Origin of the sequence: Flavobacterium hydrophilum (assembly GCF_003202405.1) — a bacterium.
Classification (GTDB): domain Bacteria; phylum Bacteroidota; class Bacteroidia; order Flavobacteriales; family Flavobacteriaceae; genus Flavobacterium; species Flavobacterium hydrophilum.
Window position 1 is genome coordinate 150,673 of sequence record NZ_QJHL01000006.1, and the last position, 14,849, is coordinate 165,521.

The window sequence follows — 14,849 nt, forward strand, 5'->3', positions numbered from 1 at the left end:
ATGCGGTTTGTGAAAAACATATTGCAAACAGATTTGTTTAAAATTACTTCGCTAAATAGTCTAAGTGTATTATTAAGGATAGGGATTGGTGTGATTACTTCAAAATTATTAGCGGTTTTTGTTGGTGCGAACGGAATGGCTCTGGTAGGTAATCTTAGGAACTTTACATCATTATTGGAAGGAGTATCAACATTAGGATTCCAAAATGGAATTGTAAAATATGTAGCTGAATGCAAAGAGAAAAATGATCAGCTCCAAAAACTTATTTCAACGGTTTTTATCAGCTTGTTGACATCTGCAGTTATTTTGAGTTTTGTCTTGTATTTTTTGTCCGGGTTTTGGAACAGTCAAATTTTTGGGACAGATTTTCGATACCAGATAGTTTTTAAAGCAATAGCAGTGGCTTTGCCATGGTATGCAGTTTCTGTTTTTTTACTTTCGTTAATTAATGGTTTAGGAAGGTTTAAGAAAGTAATTTGGATAAATATCATTGGAAATATAATAGGCTTACTGGTTTCAGTTACTATGATTTTAAATTTTAGAACATTAGGAGCCTTGCTTTCAATAGTTATTTCTCCTGCATTATTGTTTTTTGTTGCTTTTTACTTTGTAAATAAAGAATTCAATTTTTTCAGCACAATCCGATTTCGGTATTTTGATTTTCAAATTATAAAAAGTTTGTCTTCTTATTCGCTTATGGCTTTGGTTTCTTCGATTTTTGGACCATTGATCTACTTAGCCATACGAACAAATGTAATTAAGGTTGTTGGCTTGGAGCATGCAGGTTTCTGGGAAACAATCACCCGGATTTCTACTTATTATATGATGTTTATTACCACCATATTATCGGTTTATTTTTTTCCAAAATTGGCTTCAGCTCAAAGCAGACAAGACACAAAAAAAGTTTTTTGGAGTTTTTACAGAAATATTTTGCCTTTTTTTGCCTTACTTTTATTAGTGATTTATTTGGCACGTTTTTTTATTATAAAATTGCTTTTTACAAGTGAATTTTTGCCGGTTACAACTTTATTCTTTTGGCAATTATTAGGAGACTTTCTAAAGGCAGCATCATGGATTTTAGGATATCAGTTTTTAGCAAAAAAAATGACTAAAGCTTTTATTTTTTCAGAAATTTTATCGCTTGTTGTCTTATATTTTATGAGCAATTATTTGGTTGCCCTTTTAGGAATACAGGGAATCGTTATTGCTCATGCTCTGGAAAATTTTATTTACCTGTTCGTTTTAGGGATTTATTTCAGGAAAATTTTATTTTGATTGCTTTATGAATTTTAAATAAAAACAGATTTTACAGATTAATAAAAATACATATTAGAAATTACTATAATTTAGGTATTTTTGAAAAAAATAGATAAAAATGATTCCATTATATTTCGATCCAGGAACAGGAGCTTTGATAGTTCAGTTTTTGGCTGCAGCAGTGGCTGGTGTTTTACTTTTTTATAAGACAGTTATGTTTAAAATAAAGTCTGTTTTTGGAATTAAAAGCAAGGAAGAAGACGATTTTATGGATCATGACGAGACTAAGGAAGAGCAAAAATAAATGATGTCAAAAAGAACAAGTTCGTCATTTAGAGACCCGTCCGGATATGTTTTTATAGAAGATGACAGCGTTAAAAGGATTATAAATCCAATTTACTTTAACCAATATAGGTCTTTAACAAAAAGCGGTTTTTATAATACCCTTTTTGAGAAAAAATATTTGATTCCACACAAAGTTGTTGAGGAAAATCAAGACCAGATAATTATAGAAGCACAAAAAATTCCTCTTGTAAATTATCCTTACGAATGGAGTTTTTTACAGTATAAACATGCGGCTTTACTGACTTTGAAAATTCAAAAATTATCTTTGAAAAATAATTTCACTTTAAAAGATGCTTCTGCCTTTAATATAACTTTTCACGAAGGAAAACCTGTTTTTATCGATACGCTGTCTTTTGATTTTTATCAGGAAAATAATCCATGGTTGGCCTATAAGCAATTTATAATGCATTTTTTAGGACCTTTGGTTCTTACTAAATATTTTGGACAAGACTATTTAAAAACGCTATCCCAAAATCTTGAAGGTATTTCATTGCAAAAGTTGTCCAGACTATTACCTTTCAAAAGTTATTTCAGCCCTACATTAGTTACTAATATTCATTTATTGGCTAAGTATGATAAAAAATATGAATCAGATAAAAAATCGGTAAGCAATAATTTATCGAAAGCCTCTCAGATAAAATTAATCGACGGCCTGTATGATTATATCCTGAATTTATCAGCTAATGAAAAAACAGAATGGGATCATTATTACAATCAAATCAATTATGATGATGTTGCATATCAATTTAAGAAAAAAGCAGTAAAAGACTGGTTTTTATCCATACAGGGAAAGTCTTTAATTGATATTGGAGGAAATGACGGTACTTTTTCGCGCGAATTAAAAGAACAGGCAGATTTGTTAATTGTGGCAGATGTAGACCCGAATGCAGTCGAACAAAATTACCGACAAATAATTAAAAGTAAGGAAAAAATAATTTTACCTTTAGTAATTGATGTGCTAAATCCGGCAGCAAATTATGGTTTCAATAACGAAGAACGGTTTTCGTTTATTGACAGGATCAAAGAACTAAATCTGGATGGATGCTTAGCTTTGGCTGTTATTCATCATATTACATTGTCAGGGAACATTCCGTTTTCGTTGTCTGCTCAGTTTTTTTCTAAAATGTCTTCAAATCTATTAATTGAATTTCCCACAAGAAAAGATTCCTGGGTTCAATTTTTATTAGACAGTAAAAGAGAATTCAAGAATCATTTTGATTTTTACGATGAAGAAAATTTCGAAAAGGAATATGCTGTATATTTTGAAATACTAAAGAAAGAAAAAATAGATTCTTCTGAAAGAATTTTATATAGATTGAAACGTCGTAATTAAAAGAAATGAATCTAAAAGAAAAATTTAATTACTTTATAAATAACGATAAAGATTATCCGGCTGCGGTTGGTTTTTTATCTGGTTTTTATCCATTAGTTTTTTTTTATTCCAATAATTTTGAGGATATTAATTCATTAAGACATTTAGTTTATTTTTCTTTTTTCTTTTTGATATTGCCCTCACTCAGTATATTTTTACTATATCATTTATTTATCCGTTTTGAAAAGTTATTACCTTACAGAAGACATTTATTATTTGTTATAATTGTCGAGTTAACATCAGTTTATTTCTCACAGGTTTACTTTTTGACCATTAAGAAAAAAATGTTGTTAGGATTATTAATTTTTGTATGTTTTTTTTCTTTTAAGCTTTATAAACATTATAAAAAAGTAATGGTTTTTATTTTACTGCTTTCAATTATTCCGGTTTTTAAGGTTTCAAAAATAATTTATGATAATTTAACAAGTTCTGCTTCCTGGCAACAACAGCCAGATCACATTCTTAATACAAGTTTTAAGAAAAGACCTAATATTTACTACATCGAACCAGATGGGTATGCAAGTGATACAAATCTTAAAGGTGTTTTGTATCGTTTTGACAATTCTGAATTTGATGGATGGTTGAAGGATAAAAAATTTACATTATATAATGATTTTAGAAGCAATTACGAATCTACATTAACTTCAAATAGTTCTTGCTTTTTCATGAAGCATCATTTTTACGATATGAATTCGGATTTTAAATATTCCAGAGATTTAATTACTGGAAATAATCCGGTTTTAAAGATATTTAAAAGGAATAACTATAAAACATTTTTTCTAACAGAAAGACCCTATTTATTAGCTAATTACCCAAATATTGAGTATGATTATTGCAATTTTGAATTGGATCAGGTGCCTTATTTTAATGCTTTTGAAACAAAAAGAAATGTTTTAAGTGATTTAAAACATCAAATAGTAAACAACAAAACATCTAATAATTTTTTCTTTATCGAAAAATTCGGGCCTAATCATATTGCAGTATACAAACAAGGTTCTTCTGGCATTGAAAAAGAAAGGATAAAATACATAAAAAGACTCCAGGAAACTAATATCTGGTTAAAACAAACAATTGGCTTTATTGAAAAAGAGGATCCAAATGCTATTGTAATTATTGGGGCAGACCACGGAGGATTTGTTGGGTTTTCAAATACTTTAGAGGCATCAAAAAAAATATCAGATAAAGTTCTTTTAAAATCAATTTTTGGAGCAAAGCTTGCAATAAAATGGAATGATCCTAAACATTCTCATTATGATTCTAAATTAAAAACATCTGTTAATTTATTTAGGGTTTTGTTTTCTTTTTTAGGTGAGGATAAAAGCTTGCTTAAAAAACTTCAACAAAACAACAGTTATAATTTATCTGAACCAAATGACTTTTCTAAAATATATCTTGCTATAGAATAATATTGGTATGTTTCTATTTAATAAAAAAGTACTGTTAGTTCTTTATTCAGTTTTGGTTAAAGTAAACAGATGAAGTAGTATAAAAAGAATTCTTATTTTAATTTTTATTCCAAATATCCAGATACTTTTGAGCAATTTTTATATAATTATGCTCTTTATCTATAAAAGCTTTAGCTTGTTTACCAATTTTAATTATTTCTTGGGGGTTTTCAATTAAAAAAGATATTTCGCTTACTAAATATTCAACGTCTGGTAAGGCATTTACAGCTACGCGTTCAGTGAGATTATAATATTCTGTAAATTCGGCTTCAGCTCCGGTAAAAACTACTTTTCCTTTCGCCATGGCTTCTAATGCGTTATAACCCTGGTCGAAACCATATACTTGGTCCAAAAGGATGTGTGCTTTATTGTAAATATTTATGTATGTACTGTAAGGGATATTTCGGGTAATAATAATTTCTACTTGTTCAGGGTATTTTTTAGAAATGATTTCCAAAGCATTTTCAAAATAAATAGTTCCTTTTTTTATACAGCTTCCTGTATTTATGCCTAAAAAAAGGATTATTTTTTCTGAAATTTCTAAAGGCTCAAATAGTGTTTTTTCTACATTAACCGGGTTTGGAATTAAAGTTGTCTGGAAACCTGTTCTTTCCATCGGAATTTTATAATCCAAATCAGATGTAATTATTGCGGAAGTGTTTTTTAAGACAAATTCAAACAGGCTTCGGTAATTTTTCTGAGTGTATTTTAAAGGAAATTGAAACTCTTTTTTCAAATTTGGGTTATTTAAAAATGGAGTCAAAATGGAATATTGTAATTCATCTCTTAGTAAGAAATCAATAATAGGCGTTTCATCTCCACAAACTAAAAGTATCTTTTTTTTATTCTGTGAAAATATTTTTTTTAGTAAATATTTCGAAAAAATTGGGTAAGTTTCAATTGCATCCGAGTTAATTAATTGTACGGCATCAAAATTCTTCAATTGTGGAAGAAACGAATAAAAGCGGTATGCTCTTTCTAATTTTATAAGATCTATTTTGAAAACTTTGTAGCAAAATCCAGCCAGTTTTCTGGTTAGTAAATTATCAGAAAAAAAAGCAGGTCTTATAGAAAAATCAACATCAAATTTTTTGAAATGATCTCCATCAGCAATAATGATAACATGATGCCCCAGAATCTGGAGACCTTCTTTTAAAGAGTTATGTAATCGGCTGTATTCCCCAATCAAAAGTATTTTCATATAAGAACCATAAATTTTTATATTTGTGTAAATATACTATCAAAATTGGCAAAAGAATTTAAAAAAGAAGATTTAGAGATTGTAGTTTCGACAATGAACAGAAAAAATCTTGATTTTCTGATTCCAATGTTTCCTTTCAGTCATTTTTCTGAGTTTTCTATTTTAATAATTAATCAAACCACAGAGAATGATTTATTGAGTTCTGATTTTTCTTGTGTCAGAGTGATAAATTCATTTGAAAAGGGACTCTCTAAGAGCAGAAATTTAGGCTTAAGAAACACTACAGGTAAAATTATTTTAATAGCAGATGATGATATAATTTATAAGGTAAATTTTGATGAAAAAATTATACAGGCACATAATGAATTCTCAAAAGCAACAATCCTGAGTTTTTGTATTGAAAAGCCGAATGGTTCGTTGTTTAAAAAGTATTTCTTAAAACCTAAAAAAAAATTAAGCTTGCTGGAATTGTTTGGTGTTTTATCTGTTGAAATTACCATTAATACAAAAAATATAGATAGATCAGAGCTTATTTTTGATGAAAAATTTGGATTGGGAAGCTCATTTCAGATGGGAGAAGAGGCTATCTTTTTGGCTGATATTAAAGAGAAAAAAAAATCAATAGGTTTTTTCCCGAGTGTAATTGCGATTCATCCGGAAATTTCCTCAAATGAAAAAATTAATATTGCTGAAAAATATTATATTCAAGGAGCATTTTTAGCCAGAGTTTTAAAAGGAAATTATAATATTCATTTGGCAATGAAACTTTTTTTCGATTTAAAACAGCGGAAATTACAAATAAATCAAATTCCTATGGCACTTAAAAAAGCAAAATTAGGCAGAATAGATTTTTATCAATTAGAAAACCAAAACAATGCTTAATAATATTCAATTAATAAAACTGCCTGTTATAGAAGATTATCGTGGTAATCTAGCATTCCTCCAAAATGACGTTTTGCCATTTGAATTAAAGCGGGTATATTATCTTTTTGATGTGCCTAGCAATGCTTTTAGAGGAGGACATTCACATATTGATCAGCAATCAATTATAATAGCACTTAGCGGCAGTTTTGAGGTTGTCCTTGATGATGGTTTTGAAAGAAAGACTTTTTTTCTCAATAAACCAAATTTGGGACTGTTGGTTCCAACTGGAATCTGGAGGGAGTTGCAAAATTTTTCATCAGGGGCCGTTTGCCTTGTGGTGGCTTCGGATGTTTTTGCAGAAGAAGATTATATCCGCGACTATGACGCTTTTTTAGCCACTAAAAAATGAAAATTCTATATATAACTTCCGTAGTTTCAACTTCCGGCGGTGTGGAAAAAATACTCGCTCAAAAATCGGATTTTTTTGTAGAAAATTATAATTACCAAATTTCTATTATTTACAATGAAGTATTGGAAAGGCATACTTTCTATAAATTTAATGAGAAAGCAAAACTTAATAATTTAGGACTTAATAAGAAGTCGTTGTTTTATATATTTAAATTTAGAAAGAAAGTTGAGGAACTAATTGATAATTATTGTCCGGACATAATTGTCGTTTCAGATAATGGATTAAAAGGCTTTCTGGTTCCTTTATTAATAAAAACTAAAGCCCCTGTTTTGTTGGAAGTTCATGGTTCTAAAGCTGAAATCATTAATAGAAAACATTCTTTACTGCGATTTTTAAAAAGAAAAATGCATTTACTAATTAAGTCTTTTACAATTACCAAATTCGATCAGGTAATATTTCTAAGTGAAAAAAGTGCTGCCGAATGGAATTTTTATAAAGCTAAAATTATTCCCAATTCATTGTGTTTTGAACCGAATGTGCAAAGTCTTCTAACTGCGAAAGTTGCCATTGCAATAGGAAGGCATTCTTATGAGAAAGGTTTAGACAGACTATTGCCAATTTGGAAAGAAGTCAGTACACAAAATCCGGAATGGAAATTAAAAATTTACGGAGATTTTACGGAAGACACTACGTTTTTAAAAAATGAAATAGATAAACTGAAGCTTCAGGACACAGTTGATTTGTTATTGCCTGTTAAAGATATTGAAAAAGTATACGAGGAGGCCTCCGTTTTTTTGATGACTTCAAGATTTGAAGGTTTTGGAATGGCACTTTTGGAAGCAATGTCTTTCGGCTTACCAGTAGTTTCCTTTGATTGTCCGATTGGTCCTGGCAACCTTATTGAGAATAATGTAGATGGAATTCTGATTCCGGATAATGATTCAGAATTATATATAAAAAGGCTTGATTTTTTAATTCAAAATAAAGAATTGCAAAATCAGTTAGCCGAAAATGCAGTTAAAAAAGCGTCTGCTTTTTCAAAAACCGAAATTATGAATCTCTGGGAAGAGTTATTTAAAGAAGTTCTGTCCAAGTGATTTTAAATGGCAATAATAACCCAATTTATAAATATCGAACCAAAATAAAGAAGGTTTTTCAGAAAGTAAATTAGATTCTATTTTTGATTTTATTTTTGAAAATATATAAGCTGTAATGCTTGTTAGTTTTAGGTTTTCAAGTTTTTGCTGAACAGCAATTATCTTACTTTCTGTTGCTGATATTTTATTTGATTTTTCTAAAAACACAAGATTTTCAAGAGCTGTTCTTGTTTTGTTCAAAAATAATAAAGAGCTTTCTAAATTTAAATGAAAAGCAGGGTTTTCGATATGGGTTACTAAAATGTTATTGACTTCTAATTTCATCAGAAAAGATAAGTCTTCATAGCCATATTTTGTTATAGTGGAGTCAAAAGGATGTTGCAGGAGCAGTTCTTTTTTTACTAATAAATTAGAAGTTAATGCTCTGATATTAGGTTTTTTTCTTCTGTTTTCTAAAGAAACGGATTCTTTGTTATGACCATAAATCCAGCGTAAGAGTTGCTCTTTTTGTGGTTTTTTGCTTTCATAAAGTATGCCTCCAAAAATAATGGTGTCGTTGTTTTTTTGAACATTTAAAAGGTAATTTTCTATAAAATTGGAGCCTCTGGGAAACATATCACAATCTAAAAATAATAACCAGGAAAATTTAGCTTTCGATGCAAGATAATTTCTGTTTTGTCCCCTTCCTAAGTTTGTTGTATTCGAAGAAAAGTAGCAGTATTTTAAAGAGTTTATTTGATTGTTTTCTGTTAAAAAATCATTGGAACAATCATCCTGGCATAAGATTTCAAATTTTATATCACAATCAACACACTGTTTTTGAAGTTCAAAAACAAGAGGAAAAGAATTGTAATTATAAGTAGGAATAAGGATGGAAAGCATCAAAAACCGATTTTTTAAATATATTTGTAAAGAAAATGTTTTTTATTAAAACATCCCATAAGATAGCTTCAAATTTGATTGCAAATTTCTGAAAATAATTAAAATGAATTTACGGTCTCTATATTATTCCCTTTCACCTACATCAAGATTTTTAGTTAGAAAATTATATTATTATCCCGTTGATATTCTTGATAATATTAAAGGAAGAAAAAATAAATATGTCCCTAATAAAGGGGATATTTTTATAGGTTCAGGTGATTTTTTAGCGCAGGGTAAACACCATCTTCAGCTTTTAAAGCAATATGCGGGCTTAGAAGAAAATCATAAAGTACTGGATATTGGCTGTGGGATAGGAAGAGCAGCTGTTGCACTAACTCAATATTTGTCAGTAGAAGGTAAATATGAAGGATTTGATGTTGTTGAAAAAGGGATAATCTGGTGTAAAAAACATATTTCTACAGACTACCCTAATTTTAATTTTCGATACATTCCTTTAAATAATGATTTGTATCATTTTACTGAAGATAAAGCTGAGGATTTTGTTTTTCCTTATGAAGATAATTATTTTGAAACCATTTTTTTATTTTCAGTTTTTACACACATGCAGCCTTTAGAAGTACAAAATTATTTTAACGAAATTCACAGAGTCTTAAAGCCTGGGGGGAAATGTCTTGGGACTTTCTTTTTGTATGATGACGAAATTGAAAAGATGATTTCAAACAAAAACAATAAAATTAATTTCCCTTATCAAAGAGAAAATTACAGGTTAATGAATGAAAAGGTACCTTCTGCCAATATAGCTTTCAGGGAAATCTATATAGACAAAATGATAGAAGGTAGTGGTCTAAAAATAGAAAATAAAATATATGGAAATTGGTCAAAAAGAACCTGCGAAGGCTTATTTGATTTTCAGGATATTTTAGTATTTAAAAAAGATTAGTGAAATTATACACTTCTCTGTACCACTTCAAAAATTCTCTCATCTTCACATTTCAATGTTTTGGATGGGAATTTCATCAGCAATGCATAATCGTGGGTAGCCATGATAATGGTTTTTCCGTTAGAGTTGATTTTTTTCAACACTTCCAAAACTTCAGAACTTGTTTGAGGATCAAGGTTTCCGGTTGGCTCATCGGCAAGGATAAATTCAGGATCGTTTAGCAAAGCTCTTGCAATTGCAACACGCTGCTGTTCACCACCCGAAAGCTGGTGAGGCATTTTATTTAAAAAATCTTTCATGCCCACTTTGTCCAGAACTTCATCGATTTTGTGCTGCATGGCTTCTTTTTCTACCCAGCCCGTTGCTTTAAGAACAAACAACATATTGTCTTTTACGGTTCTGTCCGGCAATAGTTTGAAATCCTGAAAAACGATTCCAATTTTACGTCTTAAGTATGGAATCTGAGCTTCTTTCAGGTTAGCCAAATCAAATTCAACAATATGTCCTTCACCTTCAGAAAGAGGTAAATCACCATACAAAGTTTTCATGAAACTACTTTTTCCTGAACCGGTTTTTCCAATGATATAGATAAACTCTCCGTGTTCAACTTCTAAATTGATATGTGATAAAATTTTTCTTCCTTCCTGAAATATAGTGACATCTTTAAGAGATAGTACGGTTTCTGACATAATAAAATTGATTTGAATGTAAAAGTAATAAGTTAACGGTTGGATTCAAAATAAAATTTAATCATTTGAACAGAAAAATTTTAGCGATGTAAAACAGATGCAATTTGTTTATATCGTGAAACTATCTTATTATAAATTAATTGTTTTTGGAATTTTACGGCACGTGTTTTGAGGTCTGTGAAGCTGTAAAATAACAGTGTTTAAATTTTTTGTTCATAATAAATGCCTGAAACGTTTCGTTATAAACGGTATAAAATGATACATTTGAATACTAAATAATATTAAAATGCATAAACTTTTCTTGTTCTTTTTACTTCCGGTTCTTCTTATTTCGACTACTGTGTCGGCACAAAAATCGGCTATTTATACCTACGATCTGAAAGAATTTGATAAAGCGCTGGCTTTATATAACGATAAGCAATACGCTTCTGCCCAGTTAATTTTTCAACATGTAAAAGACAACGCAACTACTGAAGAAGTTCAGTCAGATTGTGCTTATTACATTGCAAATTGCGCTGTTAGGACGAATCAGGCAAATGCCGATGAATTGATCGAAAAATTTGTTAGTGATTATCCAACAAGCACCAAACAAAACCAGGCTTATATTGAGGCTGCTCATTTTTTCTTTGAACAGGGAAATTATCCAAAAGCACTGCAATGGTTTGATAAAGTCGATGAAAGTTATATGAGTAAATCTGAACAGGATAAATTTAATTTTCAGAAGGGATATAGTTATTTTAACGCTAAAAAGAAAAAAGAGGCAACAACCTATTTTAATAAAGTGGTGAATTCTCCTGAATTTGGTTCTCAGGCCAAATATTACCTTGGATTCATGGCGTATGAAGGCGATGATTACAAAGAAGCGACTAAATATTTTGATGAAGTTTCGGGTGAAGAAAAGTACAAAGAGAAGCTTTCCTATTTTCAGGCTGATATGAACTTTAAATTAGGAAATTTTCAAAAAGCAATCGATTTGGGACAGGCAGCAATGGCTAAATCAAATGCTATTGAAAAATCAGAATTGAATAAAATTATCGGTGAAAGTTATTTTAACTTAAAACAATATGGTAAAGCGATTCCGTATTTAGAGCAATACGCAGGAAGAAAAGGAAAATGGAACAACACCGATTTTTATCAGCTGGGTTATGCGTATTACGAACAAAAAGAATACGAAAAAGCGATTTCACAATTCAATAAAATTATTGAAGGAAAAGATTTCGTTGCACAAAATGCCTATTATCATTTAGGTTTAGCTTATCTGAACACAGGTAAAAAACAAGAAGCTTTGAATGCGTTTAAGAATGCTTCAGAAATGGATTTTAATGCACAGATTCAGGAAGATGCGGCTTTAAATTACGCCAAACTGAGTTATGATATCGGAAATGCTTATCAGACTGTCCCTGGAATTTTACTTGATTTCCTGAAAAAATATCCAAACAATTCAAGCCGATCTGAAGTTGAAAAATTATTGGTAGATTCTTATATTTCTACTAAAAATTATAAGGAAGCCTTGGTTTTATTAGAAAAAAACAGAACTCCTGAAAATAAATCAGCCTATCAAAAAGTACTTTTTTACAGAGGTTTAGAATTATACAATGAGTCTAATTATACTGAAGCACTAAAAATGTTTAATGGAGCTGTCAAAGAACAGAAAAATCCTGAATTTACAGCCCGTGCTACTTTCTGGAAGGCAGAATCGGAGTATGTAACAGACGATTTTAAGAATGCATTATTGAGCTACAAACAATTCGCAGGTTTATCAGGAGCGAAAACAACAGACGAATATAAAAATATCAATTATAATATCGGTTATGCCTATTTCAAACTGAAAGAATACGATCAGGCCGGAAATTCATTTCAGGCTCAGATTGATAATGCTCCGGGAGATAAAGTGCGTCTGAACGATTCGTATTTGCGTTTAGGAGATTGCCGATTTGTAACTTCGAAATATGCTCAGGCAATGGAAGCTTACGGAAAAGCAATCAATGCAAAAGGTGTAGATGCTGATTATGCACAATTTCAAAAAGCGATTTCGTATGGATTTATGTCCAGAAACGACAAGAAAATTGATGAGCTGAATAATTTTCTTCAGATGTATAAAAAATCAGAGTATCGTGATGATGTTTTATTTGAATTGGCAAACACTTATGTGGCTGATAAAAAGAATGATCAGGCGATTAAAACCTACGATCAGTTAATTGCTGAATATAAAAATGGTTCTTTTACTTCAAAATCAATTTTAAGACAAGGTTTGATTTATTACAACTCAGATCGAGACGAACAGGCTTTAACAAAATTCAAAAAAGTGGCAGCTGAATTCCCAAAAACTCCTGAAGCTTTGGAAGCAGTTTCTACAGCCAGATTGATTTATGTAGATTCAGGAAAAGTAGATGAATATGCTACTTGGGTTAGAACGTTGGATTTTGTTTCGGTTACAGATGCAGAATTGGATAATGATACCTATGATGCCGCTTTTAAACAATACAGCCAAAGCAATAATAAGCAGGCAATTATAGGTTTTACAGGTTACGTTAGCAAATTTCCTTCAGGATTACATTCATTGGAAGCAAATTTTTATCTGGCGCAATTGCTTTATGGGGAAGGTTCAGAAACGAAGTCAGTTGCAAATTATCAGTTCGTAATCGATCAGCCAAGAAATGAATTTACAGAACAATCACTAAATAAATTGGCTCAAATTTTTCTGAAAGCAAAAGATTGTGATAAGGCAATTCCGGTTTTAGTTCGTTTAAGCGAAGAATCTGATTCTGCTCAGAATCAAAATTTTGCTCAGGCCAATTTAATGAAATGTTATTATGATAAAAAAGATTACAGCAATTCTGTAATATATGCTGATAAGGTATTGCAAAACCCTAAAGCAGATGCGAATGTAAAAGCAGATGCCCAAATTATTGTAGCACGCGCGGCAATGCAAACCGGAGATGAAGATAAAGCCAAAGCAGCATACGCTAAATTATCGACAACATCAAAAGGAGAACTGGCAGCTGAGGCTTTGTATTATGATGCCTATTTCAAAACCAAGGAAGGCAAGTTTGATGCTTCAAATGTATCCGTTCAAAAATTAGCAAAAAACTACTCTGCTTATAAATATTACGGAGCGAAGAGTTTGGTTTTGATGGCTAAAAATTTCTACGGCTTAAAAGACAGTTATCAGGCAACTTATATTTTAGATAATGTAATCAATAATTTTACAGATTATCCGGATGTAGTTGAAGAAGCCAAAAGAGAATTAGGCGCAATCAAATTAGAAGAGTCAAAAACAAATTCGTCAATTAATAAGTAAGTTAAGCGTTAAATGTGAGAAGTAAAATGAATAAACAAACATTTTATAAATCACATTTTGCATCTCACAAAACACATTTTACAAATTATGAGTTTACCTTTTTTTATAGTTGATGTTTTTACAGATAAAAAATATGCCGGAAATCAATTGGCTGTTTTTTTAGGCGCCGGAAATCTCAGTTCAGAAGAAATGCAAAAGATTGCCCGCGAAATTAATTTTGCAGAAAGCACTTTTGTGACTAAACTGGATAAAGAAAATAATAAGGCAGAAATTAAAATATTTACACCCTCTCAGGAAATGCAGTTTGCGGGCCATCCAATAATTGGGACTTCATGGGTTTTAATGAATAAAATATTTGATAATTCACCTGGTGAAATTAAGCTGAATGTTCCAATCGGGCCAATTGCAATTCATCAGGAAGAAGATTTGATTTGGCTGAAAGCTGCACAGCCGAAATTTTGGGATGTTTTTTCGAAAGAAGATTTTACATTGTTCAGTAATTTAAAAGTCAGTGATTTTGAAAATCAATATCTAATTCAGGAAGTTTCTACCGGAAGCGCTTTTGTAATTGTGCCTTTAAATAGTAAAAGAGCGTTGGAAAATTTAGTTTTAGATAAAGATAAAACGGATGAATGGTTGAAAAAAAATTGCAAAACCAGTCATAGAGGCTTATATTTTTATTGTATTGAAGATTCAAAAATCATAAGCAGAATGTTGTGTATCGAACACAATCAATTGGTTGAAGATGCAGCTACTGGCAGTGCAAGCACCTGTTTGCAAGCCTTTATTTTAAAGTATCATGCATCAGAAATTGAAGCTATAAATTATCAGGGAGCTTATATTGACAGGCCTTCGCAAATTCATTTTAAAGGAAAATTATCCGGAAATGATTTTGATATTAAAATAGGAGGAAAAACCCAGTTTGTTGCTAAAGGCGAGTGGGAAGCTTAGTTGAATTAGAAAATAGAATAAACAGTCAAGAATAAAGATTTTAAGTTAAGAATAAAAAACAAAGAGGTATTGCAAAAAGAGTCAAGCTATAGAAAT

The 14,849-nt window shown here is 30.5% G+C and carries 13 protein-coding genes; 10 read left to right on the forward strand and 3 right to left on the reverse strand.

Going from position 1 to position 14,849, the window contains the following annotated elements:
• From DMB68_RS20630 to DMB68_RS20645, 4 genes are all read left to right on the forward strand, one after another.
• On the forward strand, positions 1-1,275 hold the full coding sequence (locus DMB68_RS20630) for an O-antigen translocase (RefSeq protein ID WP_110348528.1): 1,275 nt from the start codon (positions 1-3) through the stop codon (positions 1,273-1,275).
• 100 nt (positions 1,276-1,375) lie between these two features.
• Positions 1,376-1,561, forward strand: coding sequence for a hypothetical protein (locus DMB68_RS20635; RefSeq protein WP_110348529.1), 186 nt, complete (start codon positions 1,376-1,378; stop codon positions 1,559-1,561).
• Positions 1,562-2,935, forward strand: coding sequence for a class I SAM-dependent methyltransferase (locus DMB68_RS20640; protein ID WP_231131707.1), 1,374 nt, complete (start codon positions 1,562-1,564; stop codon positions 2,933-2,935). It abuts the gene before it with no gap.
• 392 nt (positions 2,936-3,327) lie between these two features.
• A complete protein-coding gene (locus tag DMB68_RS20645; RefSeq protein ID WP_124019458.1) occupies positions 3,328-4,380 on the forward strand; it encodes a hypothetical protein in 1,053 nt (350 codons plus the stop codon).
• A gap of 97 nt (positions 4,381-4,477) precedes the next feature.
• Here DMB68_RS20645 and DMB68_RS20650 read toward each other — a convergent pair whose 3' ends face one another.
• Positions 4,478-5,620, reverse strand: coding sequence for a glycosyltransferase (locus DMB68_RS20650; RefSeq protein WP_110348531.1), 1,143 nt, complete (start codon positions 5,618-5,620; stop codon positions 4,478-4,480).
• A 45-nt stretch (positions 5,621-5,665) separates the two neighbouring features.
• Between DMB68_RS20650 and DMB68_RS20655 the strand changes: the two genes are divergently transcribed.
• From DMB68_RS20655 to DMB68_RS20665, 3 genes are read left to right on the forward strand one after another with little or no spacing between them, the layout of a single operon-like run.
• Positions 5,666-6,502, forward strand: coding sequence for a glycosyltransferase (locus DMB68_RS20655; RefSeq protein WP_110348532.1), 837 nt, complete (start codon positions 5,666-5,668; stop codon positions 6,500-6,502).
• Positions 6,495-6,893: a sugar 3,4-ketoisomerase gene (locus DMB68_RS20660; protein WP_110348533.1), complete on the forward strand. Its 399-nt coding sequence runs from the start codon at positions 6,495-6,497 to the stop codon at positions 6,891-6,893. The genes DMB68_RS20655 and DMB68_RS20660 overlap by 8 nt, the downstream gene beginning before the upstream one ends.
• The gene (locus DMB68_RS20665) at positions 6,890-7,990 is read left to right on the forward strand and encodes a glycosyltransferase family 4 protein (protein ID WP_110348534.1); all 1,101 of its coding nucleotides are present in this window, start codon (positions 6,890-6,892) and stop codon (positions 7,988-7,990) included. The genes DMB68_RS20660 and DMB68_RS20665 overlap by 4 nt, the downstream gene beginning before the upstream one ends.
• Here DMB68_RS20665 and DMB68_RS20670 read toward each other — a convergent pair.
• The gene (locus DMB68_RS20670; RefSeq protein WP_110348535.1) at positions 7,964-8,872 is read right to left on the reverse strand and encodes a glycosyltransferase family 2 protein; all 909 of its coding nucleotides are present in this window, start codon (positions 8,870-8,872) and stop codon (positions 7,964-7,966) included. The genes DMB68_RS20665 and DMB68_RS20670 overlap by 27 nt on opposite strands.
• Positions 8,873-8,975: 103 nt before the next feature.
• Between DMB68_RS20670 and DMB68_RS20675 the strand changes: the two genes are divergently transcribed.
• Complete coding sequence (locus tag DMB68_RS20675) at positions 8,976-9,812, forward strand: class I SAM-dependent methyltransferase (RefSeq protein WP_110348536.1); 837 nt, start codon at positions 8,976-8,978, stop codon at positions 9,810-9,812.
• Between the two features lie 5 nt (positions 9,813-9,817).
• Here DMB68_RS20675 and DMB68_RS20680 read toward each other — a convergent pair whose 3' ends face one another.
• Positions 9,818-10,501, reverse strand: coding sequence for a cell division ATP-binding protein FtsE (locus DMB68_RS20680; RefSeq protein ID WP_110348537.1), 684 nt, complete (start codon positions 10,499-10,501; stop codon positions 9,818-9,820).
• A 286-nt stretch (positions 10,502-10,787) separates the two neighbouring features.
• Between DMB68_RS20680 and DMB68_RS20685 the strand changes: the two genes are divergently transcribed.
• Entirely contained in the window at positions 10,788-13,802 is a 3,015-nt protein-coding gene (locus DMB68_RS20685; protein WP_110348538.1) for a tetratricopeptide repeat protein, read from the forward strand.
• 87 nt (positions 13,803-13,889) lie between these two features.
• The gene (locus tag DMB68_RS20690) at positions 13,890-14,753 is read left to right on the forward strand and encodes a PhzF family phenazine biosynthesis protein (protein ID WP_110348539.1); all 864 of its coding nucleotides are present in this window, start codon (positions 13,890-13,892) and stop codon (positions 14,751-14,753) included.
• Positions 14,754-14,849 lie beyond the last annotated feature (96 nt).

Coding starts and splice junctions, on each gene's coding strand:
- DMB68_RS20690 (WP_110348539.1), top strand. CDS start 13,890: ATGAGTTTACCTTTTTTTATAGTTGATGTTTTTACAGATAAAAAATAT.
- DMB68_RS20635 (WP_110348529.1), top strand. CDS start 1,376: ATGATTCCATTATATTTCGATCCAGGAACAGGAGCTTTGATAGTTCAG.
- DMB68_RS20665 (WP_110348534.1), top strand. CDS start 6,890: ATGAAAATTCTATATATAACTTCCGTAGTTTCAACTTCCGGCGGTGTG.
- DMB68_RS20650 (WP_110348531.1), bottom strand. CDS start 5,620: ATGAAAATACTTTTGATTGGGGAATACAGCCGATTACATAACTCTTTA.
- DMB68_RS20645 (WP_124019458.1), top strand. CDS start 3,328: ATGGTTTTTATTTTACTGCTTTCAATTATTCCGGTTTTTAAGGTTTCA.
- DMB68_RS20675 (WP_110348536.1), top strand. CDS start 8,976: ATGAATTTACGGTCTCTATATTATTCCCTTTCACCTACATCAAGATTT.
- DMB68_RS20685 (WP_110348538.1), top strand. CDS start 10,788: ATGCATAAACTTTTCTTGTTCTTTTTACTTCCGGTTCTTCTTATTTCG.
- DMB68_RS20630 (WP_110348528.1), top strand. CDS start 1: ATGCGGTTTGTGAAAAACATATTGCAAACAGATTTGTTTAAAATTACT.
- DMB68_RS20670 (WP_110348535.1), bottom strand. CDS start 8,872: ATGCTTTCCATCCTTATTCCTACTTATAATTACAATTCTTTTCCTCTT.
- DMB68_RS20680 (WP_110348537.1), bottom strand. CDS start 10,501: ATGTCAGAAACCGTACTATCTCTTAAAGATGTCACTATATTTCAGGAA.
- DMB68_RS20640 (WP_231131707.1), top strand. CDS start 1,562: ATGATGTCAAAAAGAACAAGTTCGTCATTTAGAGACCCGTCCGGATAT.
- DMB68_RS20660 (WP_110348533.1), top strand. CDS start 6,495: ATGCTTAATAATATTCAATTAATAAAACTGCCTGTTATAGAAGATTAT.